The organism is Apilactobacillus kunkeei DSM 12361 = ATCC 700308, from assembly GCF_001281265.1.
Taxonomy (GTDB): domain Bacteria; phylum Bacillota; class Bacilli; order Lactobacillales; family Lactobacillaceae; genus Apilactobacillus; species Apilactobacillus kunkeei.
In genome coordinates, this window is the sequence record NZ_JXDB01000005.1 from 99,791 (window position 1) to 121,873 (window position 22,083).

20 protein-coding genes and 1 other annotated feature are annotated in these 22,083 nt (G+C 35.1%); of the genes, 13 read left to right on the forward strand and 7 right to left on the reverse strand.

Translation table 11 applies throughout. The features are described from left to right. The first annotated feature begins 568 nt into the window (after nucleotides 1-568). Nucleotides 569-1,756, forward strand: a complete 1,188-nt coding sequence (locus RZ79_RS02135) for an aminotransferase-like domain-containing protein (protein ID WP_054449779.1) — start codon at nucleotides 569-571, stop codon at nucleotides 1,754-1,756. A 44-nt stretch (nucleotides 1,757-1,800) separates the two neighbouring features. Here the strand turns inward: RZ79_RS02135 and RZ79_RS02140 are convergent, their stop codons facing one another. Then, the gene (locus tag RZ79_RS02140) at nucleotides 1,801-3,837 is read right to left on the reverse strand and encodes a KUP/HAK/KT family potassium transporter (RefSeq protein WP_054449780.1); all 2,037 of its coding nucleotides are present in this window, start codon (nucleotides 3,835-3,837) and stop codon (nucleotides 1,801-1,803) included. A gap of 161 nt (nucleotides 3,838-3,998) precedes the next feature. On the opposite strand from RZ79_RS02140, the gene RZ79_RS02145 reads away from it, so the two are divergent. Next, nucleotides 3,999-5,099: an SLC13 family permease gene (locus RZ79_RS02145; protein WP_054449781.1), complete on the forward strand. Its 1,101-nt coding sequence runs from the start codon at nucleotides 3,999-4,001 to the stop codon at nucleotides 5,097-5,099. A gap of 74 nt (nucleotides 5,100-5,173) precedes the next feature. Next, nucleotides 5,174-5,959, forward strand: a complete 786-nt coding sequence (locus RZ79_RS02150) for a glucose-1-dehydrogenase (protein WP_054449782.1) — start codon at nucleotides 5,174-5,176, stop codon at nucleotides 5,957-5,959. A gap of 47 nt (nucleotides 5,960-6,006) precedes the next feature. Here the strand turns inward: RZ79_RS02150 and RZ79_RS02155 are convergent, their stop codons facing one another. Then, a complete protein-coding gene (locus tag RZ79_RS02155; protein WP_237756535.1) occupies nucleotides 6,007-7,338 on the reverse strand; it encodes an MFS transporter in 1,332 nt (443 codons plus the stop codon). A 181-nt stretch (nucleotides 7,339-7,519) separates the two neighbouring features. On the opposite strand from RZ79_RS02155, the gene RZ79_RS02160 reads away from it, so the two are divergent. Then, a complete protein-coding gene (locus tag RZ79_RS02160) occupies nucleotides 7,520-8,410 on the forward strand; it encodes a magnesium transporter CorA family protein (RefSeq protein WP_054449784.1) in 891 nt (296 codons plus the stop codon). 239 nt (nucleotides 8,411-8,649) lie between these two features. Continuing rightward, nucleotides 8,650-9,519 carry a GRP family sugar transporter gene (locus RZ79_RS02165; protein ID WP_054449785.1) on the forward strand — a complete coding sequence of 290 codons (870 nt, stop codon included), beginning with the start codon at nucleotides 8,650-8,652 and terminating at the stop codon, nucleotides 9,517-9,519. A 49-nt stretch (nucleotides 9,520-9,568) separates the two neighbouring features. Here the strand turns inward: RZ79_RS02165 and RZ79_RS02170 are convergent, their stop codons facing one another. Further along, nucleotides 9,569-10,075, reverse strand: coding sequence for an HdeD family acid-resistance protein (locus tag RZ79_RS02170; protein ID WP_054449786.1), 507 nt, complete (start codon nucleotides 10,073-10,075; stop codon nucleotides 9,569-9,571). Nucleotides 10,076-10,251: 176 nt separating this feature from the next. Between RZ79_RS02170 and RZ79_RS02175 the strand changes: the two genes are divergently transcribed. Continuing rightward, nucleotides 10,252-10,578 (forward strand): hypothetical protein, encoded by a 327-nt coding sequence (locus RZ79_RS02175; RefSeq protein WP_054449787.1) that lies wholly within the window; start codon nucleotides 10,252-10,254, stop codon nucleotides 10,576-10,578. Between the two features lie 24 nt (nucleotides 10,579-10,602). Here RZ79_RS02175 and asnS read toward each other — a convergent pair whose 3' ends face one another. Then, nucleotides 10,603-11,991 carry an asparagine--tRNA ligase gene (gene asnS / locus RZ79_RS02180; protein ID WP_053791592.1) on the reverse strand — a complete coding sequence of 463 codons (1,389 nt, stop codon included), beginning with the start codon at nucleotides 11,989-11,991 and terminating at the stop codon, nucleotides 10,603-10,605. 58 nt (nucleotides 11,992-12,049) lie between these two features. Then, nucleotides 12,050-12,258: a binding site (T-box leader), on the reverse strand. Between the two features lie 157 nt (nucleotides 12,259-12,415). Here asnS and RZ79_RS02185 point away from each other — a divergent pair. The 4 genes from RZ79_RS02185 to RZ79_RS02200 all read left to right on the forward strand — a co-directional run bounded on the left by RZ79_RS02185 (nucleotide 12,416) and on the right by RZ79_RS02200 (nucleotide 16,628). Beyond that, nucleotides 12,416-12,808, forward strand: coding sequence for a tautomerase family protein (locus tag RZ79_RS02185; RefSeq protein ID WP_054449788.1), 393 nt, complete (start codon nucleotides 12,416-12,418; stop codon nucleotides 12,806-12,808). A gap of 303 nt (nucleotides 12,809-13,111) precedes the next feature. After that, a complete protein-coding gene (locus tag RZ79_RS02190) occupies nucleotides 13,112-14,074 on the forward strand; it encodes an NAD(P)H-quinone oxidoreductase (protein ID WP_054449789.1) in 963 nt (320 codons plus the stop codon). A 185-nt stretch (nucleotides 14,075-14,259) separates the two neighbouring features. Beyond that, on the forward strand, nucleotides 14,260-15,462 hold the full coding sequence (locus RZ79_RS02195; protein ID WP_054449790.1) for a GH25 family lysozyme: 1,203 nt from the start codon (nucleotides 14,260-14,262) through the stop codon (nucleotides 15,460-15,462). A gap of 299 nt (nucleotides 15,463-15,761) precedes the next feature. Beyond that, a complete protein-coding gene (locus RZ79_RS02200; RefSeq protein WP_054449791.1) occupies nucleotides 15,762-16,628 on the forward strand; it encodes a hypothetical protein in 867 nt (288 codons plus the stop codon). Between the two features lie 23 nt (nucleotides 16,629-16,651). Here RZ79_RS02200 and RZ79_RS02205 read toward each other — a convergent pair whose 3' ends face one another. Both RZ79_RS02205 and serC read right to left on the reverse strand, forming a co-directional pair. Then, nucleotides 16,652-17,809 carry a 3-phosphoglycerate dehydrogenase family protein gene (locus RZ79_RS02205; RefSeq protein ID WP_054449792.1) on the reverse strand — a complete coding sequence of 386 codons (1,158 nt, stop codon included), beginning with the start codon at nucleotides 17,807-17,809 and terminating at the stop codon, nucleotides 16,652-16,654. A 5-nt stretch (nucleotides 17,810-17,814) separates the two neighbouring features. Continuing rightward, complete coding sequence (gene serC, locus RZ79_RS02210) at nucleotides 17,815-18,885, reverse strand: 3-phosphoserine/phosphohydroxythreonine transaminase (protein WP_054449793.1); 1,071 nt, start codon at nucleotides 18,883-18,885, stop codon at nucleotides 17,815-17,817. A gap of 326 nt (nucleotides 18,886-19,211) precedes the next feature. Between serC and RZ79_RS02215 the strand changes: the two genes are divergently transcribed. Both RZ79_RS02215 and RZ79_RS02220 read left to right on the forward strand, forming a co-directional pair. After that, nucleotides 19,212-19,823, forward strand: a complete 612-nt coding sequence (locus RZ79_RS02215) for a histidine phosphatase family protein (RefSeq protein ID WP_054449794.1) — start codon at nucleotides 19,212-19,214, stop codon at nucleotides 19,821-19,823. A gap of 451 nt (nucleotides 19,824-20,274) precedes the next feature. Next, entirely contained in the window at nucleotides 20,275-20,808 is a 534-nt protein-coding gene (locus RZ79_RS02220; RefSeq protein ID WP_054449795.1) for a YiiX/YebB-like N1pC/P60 family cysteine hydrolase, read from the forward strand. Between the two features lie 25 nt (nucleotides 20,809-20,833). On the opposite strand, the gene RZ79_RS02225 is transcribed toward RZ79_RS02220, so the two are convergent. After that, complete coding sequence (locus tag RZ79_RS02225; protein WP_054449796.1) at nucleotides 20,834-21,295, reverse strand: hypothetical protein; 462 nt, start codon at nucleotides 21,293-21,295, stop codon at nucleotides 20,834-20,836. A 106-nt stretch (nucleotides 21,296-21,401) separates the two neighbouring features. On the opposite strand from RZ79_RS02225, the gene RZ79_RS02230 reads away from it, so the two are divergent. Beyond that, nucleotides 21,402-21,974, forward strand: a complete 573-nt coding sequence (locus tag RZ79_RS02230) for a CAP domain-containing protein (RefSeq protein WP_054449797.1) — start codon at nucleotides 21,402-21,404, stop codon at nucleotides 21,972-21,974. The last annotated feature ends 109 nt before the right edge of the window (nucleotides 21,975-22,083 follow it).

A 22,083-nucleotide genomic window follows, 5' to 3' on the forward strand; every position in this document is an offset into this window, starting at 1 on the left:
ACAACATTTAGTGGGATGACTTGAATATGTATCTACAATTATAAATGATGATATTTATTATGACAATAAATAATTTGAAAAAAAATTAAAAAAATACGACATTTATCGTGTTATTATTAAAACAATTCGCTATAACTTATCAACGATAAAATGAATTATCTGAACAATGGGAGAGTATTAATCATGAAAACAATTATTAAAGAAATATTATTAAATATCGCATTATACATTTTTCCACTCATTTTTATTATCAGTGGAATCAGTGGATCAAATGTAATGTATGTTGTTGGATTTATCCTAGCTGGAATTATTAGCGTTTTAATGGTTCTTATGTATACAACATACATATTTACCCATAAAAAGGGAGAAAGGGCCTTATATCGCATTATTTTACTGATAATCGAAATAATTATCCTGCTATTTTGCATTTACGTCGTTTTTGCTAGGTAATTTATATTAATATTAGAAAATGATTAGAAAACTATTGAAAATTTAATCTCACAGTACTATATTATTGTTAACGCGAAATTTGGCGTTAACTTTTTTATTTAGAATGGAGTGATTTTGTATGGATTTCAAGTTTTCAAGTCGTGTACCGAATGTAGATAATGATGTGGTGGGAGAAATTTTAAAGGTAGCTGGTGATCCAGAAATCATTTCATTTGCTGGTGGGCTACCTGCTCCTGAATTATTCCCGGTAAAAGAAATGCATGAGGCTGCTGATAAGGTTTTTGAAAAGCATGGTGCTGAAGCATTACAATATACCGCTGCAATTGGTAACCCGCATTTACGAGAATTAATCGTAGATCGAATGCAAACCAACAAAGAAGTAACAACCACTGTGGATAATGTTTGTATTACCACTGGTTCAGAACAATCAATTGACTTAGTTGCTAAGATGATGGTTGATAAAGGTGACGTTATCTTAGTTGAAAAACCAACATATCTTTGTGCGTTAGACGTATTCAGAAGTTATGGAGCTAAGGTTGTTGGTGTTGACATGGATGAAGACGGAATGAAGATGGACGTTTTGGAAGAAAAGTTAAATCAATATCCAGACACTAAATTCATCTACACAATTCCTAACTTCCAAAACCCAACTGGCCGTACCATGACTGCTGAACGTCGTGCTAAAATGGTTGAATTAGCCGAAGCGCATGGTGTAACTATTCTGGAAGATGACCCATATGGTGAAATCAGATATTCAGGTGTTGCTGTACCACCAGTTAAACACTTTGATAAGAATGGTACTGTGGTGTACATGAACACATTCTCAAAAATCTTAGCCCCAGGGATGAGATTAGGATGGATTGTGGCCGATAAGAAATTTATTGACATGTTTGTTGTTATGAAACAATCTGCCGACTTACATTCAGATAACTTATCACAATTTATCGTTGCTCAATACATGGAAGACAACGATCTAGACAAACATATTAAGGCAATTTCAGACGTTTATTACGATCGTGCATCTCTTATGTTAAAGGAAATTGACGAACAATTCCCTGCAGGCGTTAAGCATAGTAATCCAGAAGGAGGAATGTTTATCTGGGTAGAGGTACCTGGTAATGTTAATACTATGGACTTATTTAACAACTGCGTTAAGCATAACGTTGCCTTTGTACCAGGCGAACCATTCTATCCTGATGAAGTCATTCCCGGAACATTTAGAATGAACTTCTCCAATATGAAAGAAGATCAAATTCACGAAGGGGTTCGCCGTATGGCTGCAGCCATCGATGAAATGATGAATTAAACACAAATAAAAAGGACTTACCAAATTGGTAAGTCCTTTTTATTTTATATGTTATGTCTTGTATGAATTGAGTGGTAAATCTTTCTTTGTACTAAATATTGATCATGTTGCATGGTAATAAATAGTGGAGAAGATTCTTCAATAACATTACTGAATTCCAAACCATACCATGAGATAGGGGATGCAGTGATGTTTTGTAGGAAGATACGTCCAGAAATTAATTGTCTGTCAAAGGCATTGATTTCTGAGTTCAATGCTAAGTCAGAAGGACGTTCGTTGATGATAACGAATTTAAAGTCACCAACATTACCAGGTTTACCATTTGAAGTATACTTTTGCTTTTGTGGATCGATAACACCTTGTTTAATTAGATAGTTAACAATTTGGTGTAGGTAGATACTTACACTTTGTTGCTTTCTAAATCCAAGGTATAGTTGAACGTCAACAACATTCTTAGTATCCAACAAGTCAACAGTGTAGTTACTTTCGTAAGGATTACTTGTTTCATTAACAGTAACGAACCAGTATACTTTCGCTCTCTTTGGTTCCTTGTCTAAGATTGAATACATTGTACTACGCTTGATTTGGTAGTCGTTCTTAATCTTAGTCATGTATACCAAGTTAGAAGTGTATAGCGGAATTGATTCATCTTCACTCAAAGCAGATAGTTGGTCTTTGTATTGAGTAAGTGAAACATATTCGCTTTCCTTTTCGTAATGGTCACGACGCTTGTTACCGAAGTACCATAGAATCATGACGATTAGAATAGCACCCATGATGATTAGTGTGACGAAACCACCATGCACGAACTTAATAATACTTGCAATGAAGAAGGTAAATTCGATAACAGCAAAGAATGCAGCGATAAAGAAAGCCCATAGTCTTCTCATCTTACCTGAAAGGTATTCAAATAGAAGAACAGTAGTCATAAGCATAGTAATTGTAATTGCTAAACCATAAGCTGATTCCATTCTTTCTGAACTACCGAATGACCAAACGACGATGAAGGTAACGATACATAAGAACCAGTTTACAGTTGAGATGTAAATTTGGCTTCTAACGTTACTTGGATGTCTAACAATCATTCTAGGTAAGAATTTAAGACCAATTGCTTCATCAACTAAAGTAAATGATCCAGTAATCAATGCTTGAGAAGCGATGATTGCAGCTAAAGCAGCAATCACAATCGCAAATCCACGAAGTGAATCTGGAAGCATTTCATAGAATGGGTTTAAGTTATTTAAATTAGCAAATTGTGGGTTATGAGCATTGTTGATAACCCAAGCACCTTGTCCTAAGTAATTCATGATTAGGGCAAAGTAAACAAATGGCCAAGTACCGTAGATGTTTTTCTTACCAACGTGACCCATGTCTGAATACAACGCTTCAGCACCGGTAGTTGCCAAGAAGATACTACCTAGAATGAAGATACCTGCCTTGTTAACAGGACTGAATAGAATTTCAATCGCATATACTGGATTGAATGCACCTAAAATGGCTGGATATTTTAGCAGGTTCACAATACCCATTACAGCCAAGAAGGTAAACCAGATAAACATCACAGGTCCGAATGAATTACCAATGATTCCAGTTCCAAATCTTTGGATTAAGAACAAAACCAAAAGTACACATGAAGTAATGATTAAGACGTTTTGTTGTGAATTACTAAATGAAATCGGACCGAAGTGTTGGCCTTTCAATCCTTCAAGAGCGGATGTTACTGAAACTGCAGGAGTTAGAGTACCATCAGCTAACAATGCAGCACCACCGATTAAAGCAGGCCAAACTAGCCATTTTGCTTTTCTTCTAACTAAGGCGAAGAGGGCGAATATTCCACCTTCACCGTTGTTATCAGCACGCATTGTAATCAATACGTATTTAATTGTTGTAATCACCATTAATGTCCATATGATTAATGAAATTGATCCAATTATGTAGAATGGTTTGATGTTGGCCATTTTACCAGCATTACCGATAATTGAATTCATTACATATAGAGGTGAAGTACCGATATCACCATAAACAATTCCTAAGGTGATTAGCATTCCCATAATGGAAATCTTATCAAATTTAGCTTTCATGACTAAATCCTCCAAAAGTAATTATGTAAAATTCACACATTAATAAAGTACAATTTACCACTTATTTAAGCTAGTTTAAAGAAAAATCTGAAAAACATTCCTTCAAATGTTAAATTATATGTTAGTAACATCAATATTATTACCAGGACGGTGTACAAAAATTGATACGAACAATTTTCAAAAATATTATCTCAGATACGGTCTTAAAGATTGTAGTTGCAATCTTTTTACTCCTATTAATATTTAAACCAATGAACATTAAAGACATTGATTTAGACACCATCATGATCTTGTTTAATCTAATGTTAATCATCTCGCTAGTTAAACGAGCAAAGATTTTAGCTTATATAAGTAACTCGATTATAAACCATGTCCAAACAACACGCCAAATAACTGCTTATATTACAAGCACATCCTTTGTATTGTCGATGTTTGTGACCAATGACGTTTCTATCATTACCTTAGTGCCACTATATATTTTGATTGCAAAACAGTTAAACCTATCGATAGTCTATCCCACCGTGTTGATTACGATTGCTGCCAACTTAGGGAGTGCGTTTACACCGATTGGAAATCCGCAAAACGTGTTCTTAGTTGAGTTTTACCATGTCTCTATTCAATCGTTTCTTGCCAACTCGTTGATACTGTTGGTAATGGGGATGCTTTCGATGACGGTATTGATTTTCTTCAGTGAAAACAAACCGCTTCAAGAAACACCAATTAAAGACGTCAAAATTAAAAAAATCCATCTATTAATGATTGCGGGATTATTTGTTCTAGTCTTGCTAGCTCAATTCTCGTTGTTCTCGATTTGGATTGATACATTGATTACATTAGTAGTAGTTGAAATGTTTTCACCCAAAAGTATTGCCGATGTGGATTACTCATTACTATTGTCGTTTGTATTCTTTTTCTTGATTGTGGGGATGTTAAGCCGCATTGATCTGGTGGTATCATTGATTCATCAATTCACTCAAGACGGCATTCATACCTATCTAACATCAATCATAACTAGTCAGTTCATCAGTAATGTTCCTTCGGCCGTGTTATTGTCCAAATTTTCAGCTGATTTTACGTCCATCTATTATGGGGTGTCGATTGGTGGTCTTGGAACATTGGTTGCCTCATTGGCTAATTTATTAGCATACAAACAGGTATCACTGAATGCATCGCATACAAGTGGCAAATTTTTGAAGGAATTTACTTTCATCAATATAATATTATTGTTAGTGTTGTCATTGTTAAAGATTATCTTAATTTAATGTCAGAAAATTTCATTTTGTGGAATTTGTGTCATAATTAAAATAATGGATTCTTTTGGAAGGGAATGATTTTAATGTACACAGATTTAAATGGAAAGGTAGCAGTTGTTACTGGTGCCTCAAAAGGAATTGGAAAGGCGATTGCACTTCGTTTAGCTCAAGAACATATGAAGTTAGTATTTAACTATCATTCAGATCAAAATGGTGCACAAGAAGCTGTTGATCAAATTCGTGAAAACGGAGGAGACGCAGTTGCCGTTCAAGCTGATGTTTCAAAAGAAGAAGATGTAAATAAGTTAGTTAAAACAGCTGTTGATGAATTTGGTGATATGGATTTATTCATCAATAACGCTGGAATGGAAAAAGAAACACCAACTCACAAGTTAGCTCTTGAAGATTGGAAACGAGTAATTGATGTTAACTTAACTGGTACTTTCTTAGGTACTAAGGCCGCATTGAATTACTTCTTAGATCACAAACGTGAAGGAAACATTATTAACATGTCTTCAGTTCACCAATTGATTTCATGGCCACACTTTGCAGACTATGCTGCATCAAAAGGTGGTAGCAAACTATTCACTGAAACAGTTGCCAAGGAATATGCTGAACAAGGTATCCGTGTAAACGGAATTGCACCAGGTGCAATTAACACACCAATCAATGCTAAGAAGTTCGCAGATCCAGAATTATATGCACAAACTGCTGAATTAGTCCCAATGAATCGTATTGGTAAACCAGAAGAAGTGGCTGCTGCCGCTGCATGGTTAGCTTCTACAGAATCATCATACGTAACTGGTGAAACCATTTATGTTGATGGTGGTATGAAGCTATACCCAGAATTTAAAGATGGTCGTGGATAAAAGCACACAAAAAAGATGGTATCGAATTGATACCATCTTTTTTATTTCTATAATGCCTTGCTACCAAAATCACGAGGTTGAATAAATACTTCGATGATTGGGTATAACATTAGGATTCCTAAGAAGATGAACCCATATTCGTATGCAGTATTAACGCTGACAAAACTTGATAGCGCTGATACAACCACGGTGATTAATGAAACTCCCAAACCTTGTGCCATGGTTTGTAATACTGAGCTTAATGTATTGGCTGAGTTTCTTTCATCCATTGGAATTTCAGAGAATGTAACGGCATTGTAGCAGGTAAGTGCTAGTGAACGACCACATCCTGAAATAAACGCTAGACCAGCAATGATGAAACGAATTGTAGTAGGTTGAATCCATGCCAGTGCAGCCGTACTGATTCCAACAGTAAATAGTGCAATTAATAATGAAGCTTTGTACTTAATATGTCTGATAATTACGTTTGTAAATGGTTTGATACCAATGTTTCCGATGAAAACGAAAATGACATAGTATCCAGCAACCAATGCTGACCAGTGGAATACGGTTTGTAAGTACACTGTTAATAGGTAAGGGAGGGCACCAACAGATAACCATAGGAATGTTCCACCGGTTTGATAGATTCTAAATGAACTGACCTTTAAGGCCTTAATATCAAATAGGGGGTTATCTACATGTGATAAATGATGACCGACCACTAGAATCATTAATAGACCGATTAGTACCAAGATACCAGCTGTAGGCCAGTATTCTCTACCATAAGTGGCAATTTCAGCACCGATTAGGATGAAACCAGATGAGATGGCAATTTCGATAAAGCCTAGGAAATCAAACTTAGTGCTGCTCTTTTGAGTATCTTTTTCAACTAACTTAATACCGATAATAATTGCTAATAATCCGATTGGCACGTTGATTAAGAAAATCCATTGCCAAGTAAGATACTTAACGAAGAATCCACCAATGATAGGTGCAATCGCTGGAGCGATTAGTGCAGGCCATACTAGGTAGTTAGCCATTCTAAGTAGTTGGTTGGATGGTGTCTTTTCCAACATGATTAAACGAGCGGTAGGAGTCATTAGTGATCCAGCAAACCCTTGGATAAAACGACTCGCTAATAGAAATGAGAAGGTAGGTGCAATAGCATCACCTAATGAACTTAAGACGAATAGTAAGGTTGCCAATAGCCAAGCATTTTTCTTACCAATTCGTTTAGCAATCCACCCGCTTAATGGGATGAAGATAGCCATAGTAATAAAGTAGATACTTACCGTTAATGAAAGTGAAGAAGTAGGCACGTTTAGACTTCTTCCAATGTACGGTAAAGCAGTTGTTACGATTGTCGCATCTAAAAATTGCATGAATAGACTTGAAGCCATCAATAATGCGACTTTGATATAATTGCTGATAATAAATCATTTCCTTTCCTTTCCTATATTTATACTTAAAAAAGTATATCATAAATTTTTTTTAAGATTAATGTAATGATTTGACGGATGAAAGTGATACTGGAATAATTAAAAATATATTGGCGTGCGAAATAAAAGGGGGCAATTTTAATTGATTAAAATTCATCAACTAACTGATTCAACATGGGTTGAAATGGTCGATGCCAACACCAAGGAAGTTGTTGAAACCATCGATAAATACAAACTACCAAATATCTTAAAAGGGTATATGTTAGATGCCCATGAACATTCTCGTTTTGAATATGATCCGGTCAAAAAGTATTCTGTCATGATTATGCGTGCACTAATTAGTGGACAAGATGAAAACGTACAAACTTCACCGGTTGTCATTGCTTTTACCAATGATTTAATTATTACCAAGAGTGATTCAAGATACCGTATCAAACAAGAAACTAGATGTAACAAGTTCGATATGGTGTTTAACATGCTACAAAGAATTAACAAGCCATACATGAATAAACTAGATCAAATCAACGAATCTGTTGAAAATTTACAAAACAAGCGTAGTAAGAATAGCGTTAACAATCACCATCTAAACGAAATCGCAATTCTAAAGAATGACTTGGTATACTTAAAGACGGCTACTGCTGCTAATATCATGTCAATCAATCAACTACAAAAGTCTAGTGATAACTTTGAAATTCCGATTTCATTTAACCAACGTCAAGACCAACACATCGACGATGTTGCTGTTGAATACGAAGAAAGCAAGTATATGTTTGATGTGCTAGACGAAATCGTTAGTCAGATTGAAGATACATACAGTAATATCATTAATAATAATCTAAATGATGTTATGAAGGTGTTGACTGTTTGGTCATTAATCCTAGCAATCCCACCAATTATTAGTGGATTCTATGGGATGAATGTGAATGTCCTTCCGTTCGCTAACAGCAGTTGGTCATGGTTCTTCACATTGGTTATCACTGTAGCTATTATTTATTGGATGATTTACTACCTAAAGAAACATCACGATTTATAAAATTACAAAGCTGATTATGTTTTCATAGTTGGCTTTTTGTTTGAATTAGGAAAGGAAAGTGATGTGAAATATTAAGAAAAGGTAAAAGTGATAATTAATTAATGTAAGCGCTTTACTATGCATTAGAATGAATGTATAATGAAAAATGTTAAATGGTGGAGTATAGCTATTGCATTGCTACACTAGAAGAAAAACAAAAAGTATAATTATAATCAGAGTATAAAAAAGGAAGTGTTAAGATGGATATCTTAATCGGAATATTACCTGCTCTTCTATGGGGGGTAGGACCACTAATCGCTACCAAGTTTGGTGGTAAACCTGTTGAACAAGTGTTAGGAACTGGATATGGTCAATTAGCAATTGGTATAATTATTTACCTATTTACTAGACCTGCTATTTCATTTCAAGAATTCCTATGGCCATTCTTAGGTGGGGTTGCATGGGCAGTTGCTCAATACATGCAATTCAGCTCATTTACTAAGATGAATGTTTCTACTGCAATGCCTATCTCAACTGGTCTTCAATTAATTGAAATTCCACTTTGTGGAGTTATCTTCTTTGGTGAATGGGGATCACCTTTAGCTAAGTTAATCGGTTTCTTAAGTATCGCACTATTGATTCTAGGAACTACTTGTACTAGTTACGTTGACAAGGGAGTTGTTAGAAAGAAACTTGATTACAAAGCTGGTATGCCATTATTAATCATTGGATCATTTGGTTACACTGCATGTTCTGTTTTCCCAAGAATTACTAACGCTTCTGGATTAGTTGGATTGTTACCACAAACATTTGGTATGTTCTTAGGTGCTGTTGTTGTTACATTTGTACTAAACGGTAAAGCAGCATTTGGTTACTTAAAATCAAAGGTTACATTCAAGAGTGGAATCATTGGTTTACTAGGTGGATTAGGTACTTTAGCATACTTAACTTCATTGAAGTTAAATGGTGTTGCTAACGCATTCCCACTAACTCAAATGAACGTTGTTGTTTCAACTTTAGGTGGTTTAATCATTCTAAAGGAAAACAAAAACAAGAAAGAAATTATTTTTACAGTTATCGGTTTATTAATGATTGTGGTTGCCGCAATTCTAATCGGTCACTTAGAATAGTCAAATAAAAAAGACCTACCATTATTGGTAGGCCTTTTTTTATTTGGATTTAAATTGAATGAACGATCATTAAAATTCCGCTCACTAGGAAGAAAATTCCAACCAAGAAAGCAACTGATAACGCAGATGCCACTGGGGAAATTAATAATAAAATACCAACGATTATACCTAAGATAGCAAAGACTACATCCATAATGTAGTAACCGTGGCTGACATCTTTAACATATTTAGCAAGTGATAATGCTGTTAATGAGTCTAAAATGAACATAATTGCAAAGAAAATAGCAATGTATAACATTCCAAAAGCACCATTGAATAACATTAATACACCGATTAAAATATCTAAAATACTGTTAAAAATAATCCAACCCTTTGAATCGAAGACATCACGCATATGGGTAAGCTTAAAAATACCTCTAATGATTGAAAATACTGCAACAATAAGTACAACAGTACTAAATGCTACATCGGGTCTAGATACTGAAATAATCCCAGCAATTACTCCCAAAATGCCGACGATAAATGAGAATGGATCAAATTCATTGATTCTATTCATAAATTTCACCTCTTTTAGTTGAGATTACCCTAATTATAATTCAATCTAATATTGCAAAATCAATTTAAAACGTTTTTTAAGTAATTTTTAAGGTTTATTTTTTAAGGGGAATTTTTTTAAACTATTTAGAATTATCGGTATAATTAGAAATATTATAAATGATTGAAGGAAAAATAATGGGTAGAGTAATTACAGTTTTAGAACGCCATAAAAATCTTATCAAAGTTAAGTTCCGTGGTGAGTTTGGTTACTTCTTTCCAGACACGAATTTAGTTAATCAATCATCCAATGTTGAAACCTTTGTTGATGCCGAAAAGACACTGGCAAAACACTTAGCCAAAGAAGATGATCAACTAATCATGGTGCCACGTGGCTTTGATGTCGATGACTTATTATTCATTGTCCAAGCAATTTCAAAAGAAGAAATCAAAGTAGGTAACGAGGGTGATTTAGGCATCTTTGAGATTAATCCCGATGGCAAAATAAAAAGACAGGCAGAATAATCTGCTTGTCTTTTTTAAAATGTATTAGAATTTAGCGCTACCTGGTTCACGTGGGAATGGGATAACATCTCTAATGTTTTCCATACCAGTAACGTACATAACTAGACGTTCGAAACCAATACCGAAACCGGAATGCTTGATTTCACCGTACTTACGTAGGTCTTCGTACCAGTCATATTCTTCTGGATTTAAATCAAATTCTTTGATTTTGTCGTTTAAAACGTCGTAACGTTCTTCACGTTCACTACCACCAACAATTTCACCGATACCTGGTACTAAACAGTCAGCAGCGGCAACAGTTTTACCATCATCGTTATCGCGCATGTAGAATGCTTTGATATCTCTTGGGTAATCAGTTAAGAAAGTAGGGCGCTTGTAAACATCTTCACACAAGTATCTTTCGTGTTCAGATTGTAAATCAATTCCCCATTCAACCGGAACTTTAAATTCAACATCTGCATCTTGAAGTAATTTCACAGCATCAGTGTAGGTTACACGAGCAAAATCTTCACTAGCAGTCTTTTGTAATTTTTCGATTAGACCTGGTTTAACATTTTCATCTAGGAATTCTAGTTCGTCTTTAGCATGATCTAAAACGTAGTTGATAACATATTTTAGTAAACCTTCAGCGACATCCATCATACCTGGTAGGCGAGTGTATGCCATGTCTGGTTCAATCATCCAGAATTCTGAAGCATGACGAGGAGTGTGTGAGTTTTCAGCTCTAAAAGTAGGACCAAAAGTGTATACATTCTTGAATGCCATGGTGAATGCTTCTTCTGGAAGTTGACCACTAACAGTTAGGTTAGTTTCAGTCTTGAAGAAGTCTTTTGAGTTGTCTACGTGACCTTGGTCATCCTTTGGAAGGTTATCCATGTCCATAGTTGTAACTCTAAACATTTCACCGGCACCTTCAGTATCACTACTTGTGATGATTGGTGTGTTAACGTAAACGAAGTCATTGTGTTGTAGGTATTCGTGAACTGCAAATGCAGCTAGTGAACGAATTCTAAATACTGAGTAGAAAGTATTAGTACGTGGACGCAAGTGAGCGATAGTACGTAGGAATTCGTAAGAAGTCTTTTTCTTTTGTAGAGGATAGTCAGAGTCTGAACGACCAACTAGTTCTACTTTTTCTCCGTGCACTTCAAAAGGTTGAGGAGCATCTGGAGTCTTCACAAAGGCACCTTCAACGGTGATTGTTGAAGCGATTGGAAGCTTACTGATTTGTTCAAAGTTTTCGTTACTCTTTTTAACGATAATTTGAGCGCTCTTGAAGCAAGAACCATCGTTTAATTCGATAAAACTAATGTTTTTTGAACCACGAATGGTCTTAATTGAACCTTCAAGAGAAACTGTTGTGTTGTCTTCTAGATCTTTAGTATATAGATCCTTAACACTTAGTTGTGTCATGTGATTCACGCCTTTCCGTAAACTATAAATAGCGGTAAATAAAAAACTTTCGCCCAAAAATTAGGACGAAAGTTCCGCGGTACCACCTAAAGTGCCTATAACTAGGCCACTCAATCAAATAACGCATTGATGCGCGTTCGTTTCTACTAAAGATTCAAAACGAAAACAAATAGGTGTTATTCATTGATGAAAGTATTATTAAGCTCTCACTATCCTTAACTCGCTGCTAAGATTCATCAATTACTCATCCGTATTTATAGTTCTATCATATTAACTATTTTCACATTTAAATATTACCACTATTTTGACATCAATTACAATATAAAAGTAGGGCAAAGACAAAAAAGCATATTGATTGCATTAGATATGTAAATATTGGATAATAAATCCATCAAATACTTATTTTATGTAAGGAGAACGAAAAATGCCAAAAATGAATATTGACATAATCAAGGGCCACGACCGAGATTACTTAAAGCAACTAATGGATATTTCCTACCATGTCATGTTAGACTGCTTCGGTGCTCCAGACGGAGATAGATATCAAATTCTAACTCAACATGAAGATTTTGAAATGAATATTTTAGATACCGGACTAGGTTTTGATCGTACTAACGACGTTGTCGTATTTAGTCTTACCACTAGACCAAGAACTAAGGAACAAAAGTTGAAATTCTACCACGACTTGGCTGAACAACTGGAAGACAAGCTAGGTATCAAGAAGAGCGACTTAATGATTAACTTAACTACCAATACCGATGAGGACTGGAGTTTTGGAAATGGAGTCGCTCAATTTATTGATGGTCCACTAAAATAAAAAAGTGCGGTTATTGAGCCGCACTTTTTATGTAGAGTTAGTTTGTAAGTTAAGATAACAAGCTGAGTTGAAAAGGTGTATCAAGTTATCAGCTTCAACTCGATAATAGCACGATACGGCGACATCGTTAACTAAAAGTTTAGTAACAAAGTATAAGATATATTATTAGAAATATTAAATGAAATAATCATAATTTAATTGTTGGGTTAAAAGTAGCTAATATATTTTGTTAGAAACTAGCAATCACAGCAATTAGACACATTGTCTATCTTAAATGAAAATAAAAGAGTGAGGTTTATATATATGAAAGTGGTTAATATTGCCAGCGCAAAAAAATTGAATTCATTGGTTGATGCCCCCATGCCAGAACTAAAAGAGGGGGATGTTTTAGTTAAAATTCATGCAGTCGGATTGAACCATGTTGATTTGTTATGGGCGGATCAACAGGTTAAACCAGACGATACAATTTTAGGTTTGGAAATGGCTGGTGAAGTCGTTGACGGAAATAATACTAAGTATAATGTAGGAACTCGCGTAATGGGATTGATAGATAACGGTGGATATGCTGAATACATCGCAGTTCCGGCAGAACGATTAATGCCAATTCCAGCCAACATTGATTACAAGAAAGCGGCCACGATTCCAGAGAGTTTTCTAACCGCTTATCAAACGCTATTTACCATCGGAAATCTGCATGATAATCAAACTGTCTTAATTCATGCGGGAGCTAGTGGTGTAGGAACTGCTGCAATTCAATTGGTTAAGCAACTTACCAAGGCTACCGTCATTACAACTTCTAGTACCAAGAAGACCGATATTTGTTTAGAATATGGTGCTGATTACGCAATTGATTACCGCAATAGCGACTTTGCAGAAGAGGTACAAAGAATTACCGATGGTCACGGTGCCGACTTAATCTTGGACTTCATTGGTGCCAGTTATTATCAACAAAACATTAAGTCAGTTGCAATGGACGGACAAATCATCCTAATTGGTAATCTTGGTGGAAGTGAAATCAAAGACGTTAATATCATGGACATTATTGGGAAGAGGATCACCATTACTGGAACTTTGCTTTCATCCAGAAGTAGCGAGTATAAAGCCCAATTGATTAATGATTTTAGCAATGACGTGTATGATTTGTTAGCGGATGATAAAATTAAACTATATGTAAGCAATGAATTTGATTTATCTGAATCAGCACAAGCTTTAACATGTATGCGTGAAAAACAAAATACCGGTAAAATCATCTTAAATGTTAAGTAGAAAGACGCCTAATATGGGCGTTTTTTTATTGTTTTGAAAAATGTCAAGATTAAAAATTTTACAATTTGTAACCAAACATTTAATAATTTGTAAAGAAATTGGGGAAAATTGTAACTTGTGTATATCATTCTCGCAATATTTAGATTGTACAATAGAGATAATCATAATTGTTAAAGGATGAGAGTATGTATAAACTAAAGTATTTATTGATGAGTTTTGGGGTTGCGTTGATTGGATTTCTATGTATTTCTGTCACTTCTGTGAGGAGTAATGCCGTATCCAACAACGTTTACGATTTATCTGAATGGCAAGGTAACTTCACTGATAGTCAAGTGAAGACGTTGAAGAACGAAGTACCTTTCGTAATTCTTCGTGTTCAATTCGGTAGTGCCTACCATGATAAGACCTTTGCCCACAACGTTGCTTTAATGAAGAAGTATGGTGTTCCATACGGAGTATATTCATTTAGTCAGTACACCAGTCCTTCAGATGCAGCTAGCGAAGCAAAGACATTATACAATCGTGCTCCAGAAGCTAGATTCTATGTTAACGATTATGAACAACAAACTGTTAAGTCAGGTGGAACTAATGCGGCTACCAAAGCATGGGTTGATGCCTTGAGACCACTAGTTGGTAATAGAAAGATTCTTTTCTACTCATACCAAAGTTTCATGACTTCTCATGCAGCTGAAGCCGTTAGTTCATATGATGGTTATTGGTTAGCCGCTTATCAAACAAATGAACCACAAAGAGAACATGTTTTATGGCAATACACAGATCATTTCTATTCCCCAGCATTGAACCAATATGTTGATGCTAGTGTGTTAACACAAAAAAATAGTTCTTGGTTTATTGATTCAACAAATAACAGTAACAATAACAAACCAAGTAAGCCAAAATCCAATGTGAAATACACAAAGGAAAACAAGACATTGACTGTGAAAACAGCGGCTAAGTATAACTTCTATAACCATGTTCCTGGAAACAACTACTTTAGTGAACTTCACAGAACCCACTACGGTCGTACATTCCATGGTAAGAATGTTACGGTAGATTTAAAGGCAACCGTAAATGGTCGTACTTATTATCGTGCATACGAAAATGGTAAGTTATTAGGTTGGATCAACCAAAATGGATTAGGTCCACACATTAGTTATTCTAAAGTTAACATGTATAAAAAAGTTAAATTAAATAGTAACTATACATTTTACAACCATGTAACACAAAGTCATTTCGCTGATTTCAAGACAACTGGAACAGCAAAAGAGTTTGCTGGGAAAACTGTCCACATTACTGGTCGCGCAATTAAAGATGGTTGGAAGACTTATTACTACAAATGCTATTACGAAGGTAAGTTAATCGGCTGGATTTACCAACGTGGAATTTAGTAAATAAAAAGACATTGTTTAGACACGATGTCTTTTTTTTGCAGAAAATTTGATAAAAAATTTAAACTTTTTCATTAGAAAAATGTCTAAAAAATAATGATAATCATTATTAAACTGTTATCTGTGCGAATGTTTATATAATAAATGTATAAAAAATACTAATTTGCTTAATAAAAAATTAACCATCTTACATCTTTCTTAATCTTATGAAACATTATATAATTTGTTAGTAATCTTAAGAAAAAATTAAGAAATGAAGAGAGGATAGGAAAATTTTACCACTGAGAAAACTTTTAAAAATGGTGATGATTGTAGGAATTATTTCATCAGAACTAATAATGACAAATGTAACACATGCTAATGCATCAAGCGATACACAGGTTAGCTTAAAGAAAGATGCTAAATTATACGACACACAAAAAATTAAAAAGATTAAAACTAAATCCGCTAAAAAATATTTCGGAAAAGAATCACTATACGAAAAGAAATCTGCTAAAGTTAAGAAGACTACATATAAACTTGTCCAAAGCGCGAATGGAACAAAATCAGGCTGGATGAAATCCTCCGATTTATATGTTGTGAAGAGAAAGATTACTACCAAATCTAAATATACACTTACACCACGTATAAATGATTCATCTGATTTGGATAGTCGACAATTAACTCAACTATCCGACAGTCAAATTAAGTCACGAATCAGGGCTAAGTTCATTAACTTTGTTCAAGGACAAAGAAAAAAGACTGATAATGGATCATGGATTTCTAGCAATGGATTAAACAAGGTGGCTCAAGAAAGAGCCAACTATGTCGATCCAACAATGGGGGAAGCATCTCACTACACTACTAGAGATGGAAAACGCCATCGTCAAGAAGCTGCTATCTTAGATGGACAAAGAATGAAGATAGTTAAGAATCAAAATGACATCTATGAATCTAATGGTTACGCCACCTTAGACAAGAACTACTACCACATAACAGATTACGTTAATTATTTTAACGAAATGATTACTGACGACGGTGCATCTGGTGATAGCCACAAGACGCAACTATTAGGTAATGAAGGAAATGGCCTAAGATACTACGGAATTGGTCTAAGAGTGATTAGAACTAATTACACCGTTCAAGTAAACATTGTTATCTTATCAGCTGATACTAAGTACAGATAAAAAGGAGCTCAAAGAGCTCCTTTTTATTTTCTTTTGATAACGCGAACTCGAATGACTTCATTAATGGATTGTAAATCATTTAATAGTTTATTGGTTGGTTCGTCGCAAAAATCAACCATAGTATAGGCCATTTCATCTTTAGCGCCGTTACTCATTTGGTTAATGTTAAAGTTATTTTCAGCAGCTCTAGTGGCGATTTGACCAACCATGTTTGGGATATTCTTATGAATCAAAGTGATTCGATAAGGTGAGTGCATTGAAACATTCATGTTTGGTAGATTCAATGATTGTGATAGGTTACCAGTTTCTAGATAACGCTGGATGATCTTGGCCCCTCTGACAGCACCGTTTCCTTCGGCTTCGACAGTTGATCCACCAATGTGTGGGGTGATGACAACGTCTTCGCGGTTCATTAAGACGTCATCACCAAAGTCAGTAATGTATGAAGCAATCTTTCCCTCGTCCAAAGCATCAACGACTGCTTGGTTATTGACGATGCCTAGACGAGCGTAGTTTAGGATGCTTATGCCAGGTTTCATTTGCTTGATTGTGTTTGCGTCGATTAGGTCAGTAGTTTCATCGTTCTTAGGTACGTGTACTGTTACAATATCGGCATCTTTAATTGCGTCTTCTAGGGTGTTAGCACGTGTGATATCACTTTCGATGCGCCATGCAGCGTCTGATGATAGGTAGGGGTCATATCCGACAACATCCATGCCTAAGTCGTTGGCGGCGTTGGCAACCAGTGAACCGACATGACCTAAACCAATCACGGCTAATGTTTTATCTCTGATTTCGGTTCCTTTGAAACGCGGATCAATCTTCTTCATTTTTGAAATGTCAGCGTGTAAATTATTGGCTGAGAAGTTTGCTACGGGGAAGAGGTGACGGACAGAAGCGATGATCATTGATAAGACAACTTCCTTAACGGCATTGGCGTTACTTCCAGGAGTGTTGAAGGCGGCGATGCCTAATTCAGATAATCGATCGATGGGAAGGTTATTAAAACCAGCACCGGCTCTGACAATCACCTTTAGGTTTTCAGGGAAGTCAGCGTCTAACATGTTGGCAGAGCGAATTAGGTATGCGTCTGGATTGTCGCTTTGGTTAATCTGGTATTTGTCACTGAATTTATCTAAACCATCCTGTGAGATTGCATTAAAAGTTTTAACGTTATACATAATTATTACCCCCGAGTTTGTTCGAATTTAGTTAGGACATCAATTAGTTTTTCAACACCTTCGAGCGGCATTGCGTTGTATAGGCTAGCACGAAGTCCACCGATACTTCTGTGCCCCTTTAGACTGAAAAGGTCGTTGTCGGCCGCAAAGTCGACGAATTGTGCGTCTAAGTCATCGTCATTGGTAGTGAAGACGATGTTGGTGTATGAGCGTTCATCTTTTTTGACGTTGTTATGGAATAGTTTTGATTGATCAAGATAGTCGTATAGCATACTGCTTTTTTTAATATCGCGTTTTTCCATTTCAGCAATTCCACCGTTGTCCAATAACCATTGGGTGGTTAGTTTCGCAGCATAGATAGGGAAGACTGGTGGAGTGTTGAACATTGAATTCTTCTTGGTATATGCTTCGTAGTTTAGAATCGTTGGAATATGTTTGCCTGGATTAATTAGGTCGTCTCTTACGATAACGATGGTTAGACCAGCTGGAGCCAAGTTCTTTTGTGCACCCGCAAAGATAAGGCCAAAGTCGTTTACATCATATTTTTCAACCATGAAGTTGGATGACATGTCACCAACTAATGGAATATCTTTGACATTTGGTAAATGATCGGGATGATATGTAGAGCCTTCAATCGTGTTGTTGACGGTTACATGCAAGTAATCATAAAGTTTCTCTTCAAAATTATTGCTTGGATATGGAAGTTGATCATCATCTTTGATGACATCGATTCCATAACCTAGTTGTTCTGCTTCTTGATAGGCCTTCTTGTTCCAATGGCCACTGTCTAGAAAGGCAATATTTTCTCTGTGGTTAGCTAAGTTCAACGGAACAGCGGCAAACTGACCAGTCCCACCTCCTTGGTAGAAAAGAATATGATAGTTATCAGGAACATGCATTAGTTCCTTGATGTTTTGCTTAGCATCATTTAATACATTTTCAAACAGGGTGCTACGGTGTGAAATCTCTAAAATACTCATGCCACTATCTTCAAACGATGGCAATTCACGTTGGATTTGCTCAATAACTGGTTTCGGCATTACTGCAGGACCAGCTGAAAAATTATATACAGTCACAATTATCACTCCCAAAAATAGATTAAACGAAATAAAAAAGCCCCACAGAGACAGTTCTGTGGGGCCACTATTACAAGTGTATTGTCTTTATGGCCCCACAAAATGTTAACCATCTATGCAGGGCACAAGTTTCGTATAAATAGGCCTACATAAATGTATGTGTAGACCAGGAAGAGACAATTAAATTATTAATATTTGCATTTCTTAACATTTTAATTACCTCCTCCTTTAATTTAACCAAATTCTAACATACATATAATAACTTGCAAACAAAAATGTTATAATAAATCAAAATCTACGTGTTTCATCGAAAGGAGAGTTTGATTTTGACTGAGTTTTATTTTGTTCGCCACGGTAAAACATTCGCCAATCAACAGGGGTTAAAGCAGGGGACGATTAATTCTGAAATTACATATTTATCTGATATAGGAAAGCAACAGGCACATTATTTGCATGATCATTTTGATATTAGTTTTGCTGATAAAATTTATGTTAGTCCACTTCAAAGAACTTTGGATACAGCGGATTACTTAAATGCTGGTGTGGACTTACCAATTGAAAAAGACGAACGTTTGCTAGAAATTTCATATGGTAAGTGGGATGGTCAATCTAATGCAGAATTGATGAAGACATATCCTGAAGTGTTTGATGATGAGTTAAAAGATGTATTACCAAGTTATGCTGTTCTCGCTGATGGGGAAACTTTTGAAGACGTTACCAGTCGGGTGAGTGAATTTATGGAAGAAATTGCTCATAAAAATCCTAACGGGAAATTTGTGGTGATTTCACATGGTTTCACCGTAAAGGCAGCCATGATAGTAGCATTAAAACAGCAAAATGATCCGATGTCAGTAATTGAACCAGACAATACATCGGTGACTAAGATTAGATTGAAAAATAATCAATATTATGTGGATTACTTTAATCGATTGTATTAAAAAAAGAGACATTATTGGCTCTTTTTATTCAAACATTTATTGTAATCTGAATTGCTAATATAATTGTGGAAAGTGATACGATAATTGTCTCATTAAATGGGAACTGACTTGCTAGTCCGATTATAAAGACTTCTATCAGTAAGATGGTGAAAGAAGCTAATAATAGCTTCTTCTTATTGGCTGAAATAAAAGTAAAAATAATCTGAAATAAGTTGATAAATGTAATCAGCACTCCTAACAAAATGGTGTGCTGATTGGTGTTATCCCCAATAATTAATGGTAAAGCTATGTATGTAAATGTGAATAGGTTAATAAATGATCCGATGAGTTGAAACCCACCTGCAACAACATCTTTACGAATCTTTTTTCACTTCCTTCTATTAATATCAGTCATCATAAAACTACCAAAAATTTTAACATTCAAAAATTAAAAAAAAGAAAGAATTTAACTATGAAAAATTCTGATTTATTACTGATTGAACCAAAAAAAGATGATTTTTCTAACTTAATTGCTAATACAACTGCGATTAAACATTACTATTCACATGTGGCAATCGTGTATGTTGATCATGGAAACGCTTATGTGATTCATGCTGTTCATAATCGCGGAGTACTTAAACAGAGTTTGGACGAATTTTTATCCAATCGAGAAAATCAAAGAATCGACTTGTATCGAGTTACTAAAGATATTGATAGTGATGTAGTAATTAATCGTGCTAAAAAGGTGATTGGAAAGCCTTATAATAATCTTTTTTTAAATCACTATGATAGTTTTTACTGTTCACAAATAGTTACATATGATTTTGAACTAGAGAATGTTTTTCACTTAACCCCATTACGTTTTGGTCAAAATGGTGAAATCGATGCTAAGTGGGTTAATTATTATCAAGAGTACGACAGAAATGTGCCAATTGATGAAATCGGAAGTAGTCCGAATTCATTGGTGGAGTCTAACATGATTAGGTTGATTAAACATATCCAATAAAAAAGAAGCCATTACGGCTTCTTTTTTATAGTTTTGGAAAATCTTTCATATCAAATAGTTGATGCTCACGGATTGTATTGTAGGTTTCACTATACCAAGCTCTTTCCATGTGGGCTTCTTTAATTTCCGGGAAATTATTTAGTAACGTTTGATTAGATTCCTCGACATTATCATTTTCATAGAAGAAAAAATCGACCATCCAATCATAGATGCACCCGGGGATGATGTCATAGATTTTAAATGCTGCCTTTTTATATTCTTTATCGCTAATCTCTTCATACTTACCATCAGAGACTTTTTTGTAAACCGTTTGGAAGTCGTCAGTGTCTAATTCTTCTTTTGAATCCTTGATATCATAGGCATAATATAATTCAAAATGTTCCTCTAAATCATTTATTAGGGTATCAGTAAGATCTCCGTTGTAGAAGACAAGATAAGAAAGGTATTCCTTGTAGGAACTTGGTTTGATTTCTTCATCATTTGGCATGGCAGGCATCTCCTCATAAAAATAATAAACATATGATAATAAAATAATATGTTTATAATAATTTGTGGTATAATTAGTTGAATTTTGAGGAGAGGGAGATATAAATATGAAATTCAAGAAATTAGTTATTGCTGCTATTGCAGCTGTATTACTGTTTGTTCCAGTCCTTGCTAGCACTACACATGCATCTGCTGCAAAGAAAGATCAAGTTTCAAGTAGTTACGTTAAGGAACTTAAGGCTGACGTTTTAAGTCGTATTAATAAGTTTCGTGCTAAGCACCATCTAAAGCCATTACATTACAGTAAAGCATTGGATAAGTTACCTCAACGAGTTGCTGATAAGAAAATGGCCTATGTATTAGGTGGTTCTGATAGACATATTACTAGTAAAAAGATTCGTGCATATTTCAAAGATACTGCAAAGCAAATGAAGTATAAGAATGTTAAAAACATTCATGAAGCTGATTCTAGAACTTGGGATTATTCTAGAAGAAGTGCTAAATCAGCAAGTAAAAATTCTTCACAATTCTATTTAGCACCGAACCCTATTGATAAAAAGTCTCTATTATTAAAGAACACTAAAAATGTTGGAATTGGTGTAGCTTTTGGTTACAACAAGTACAGTGCTGAAGGTCAAGGAGCACCATACGAAACAATTATTGAAGTTGTGATTAGATAAATAAAAAAAGATCAATGACCTGAACCCCTAAAATTGGAAGATGGTTATGCTATTTTCTGGGAGGAATTGATCCGGTATTCAACCGGTGACATTCCTCCCAGTTTTTGTT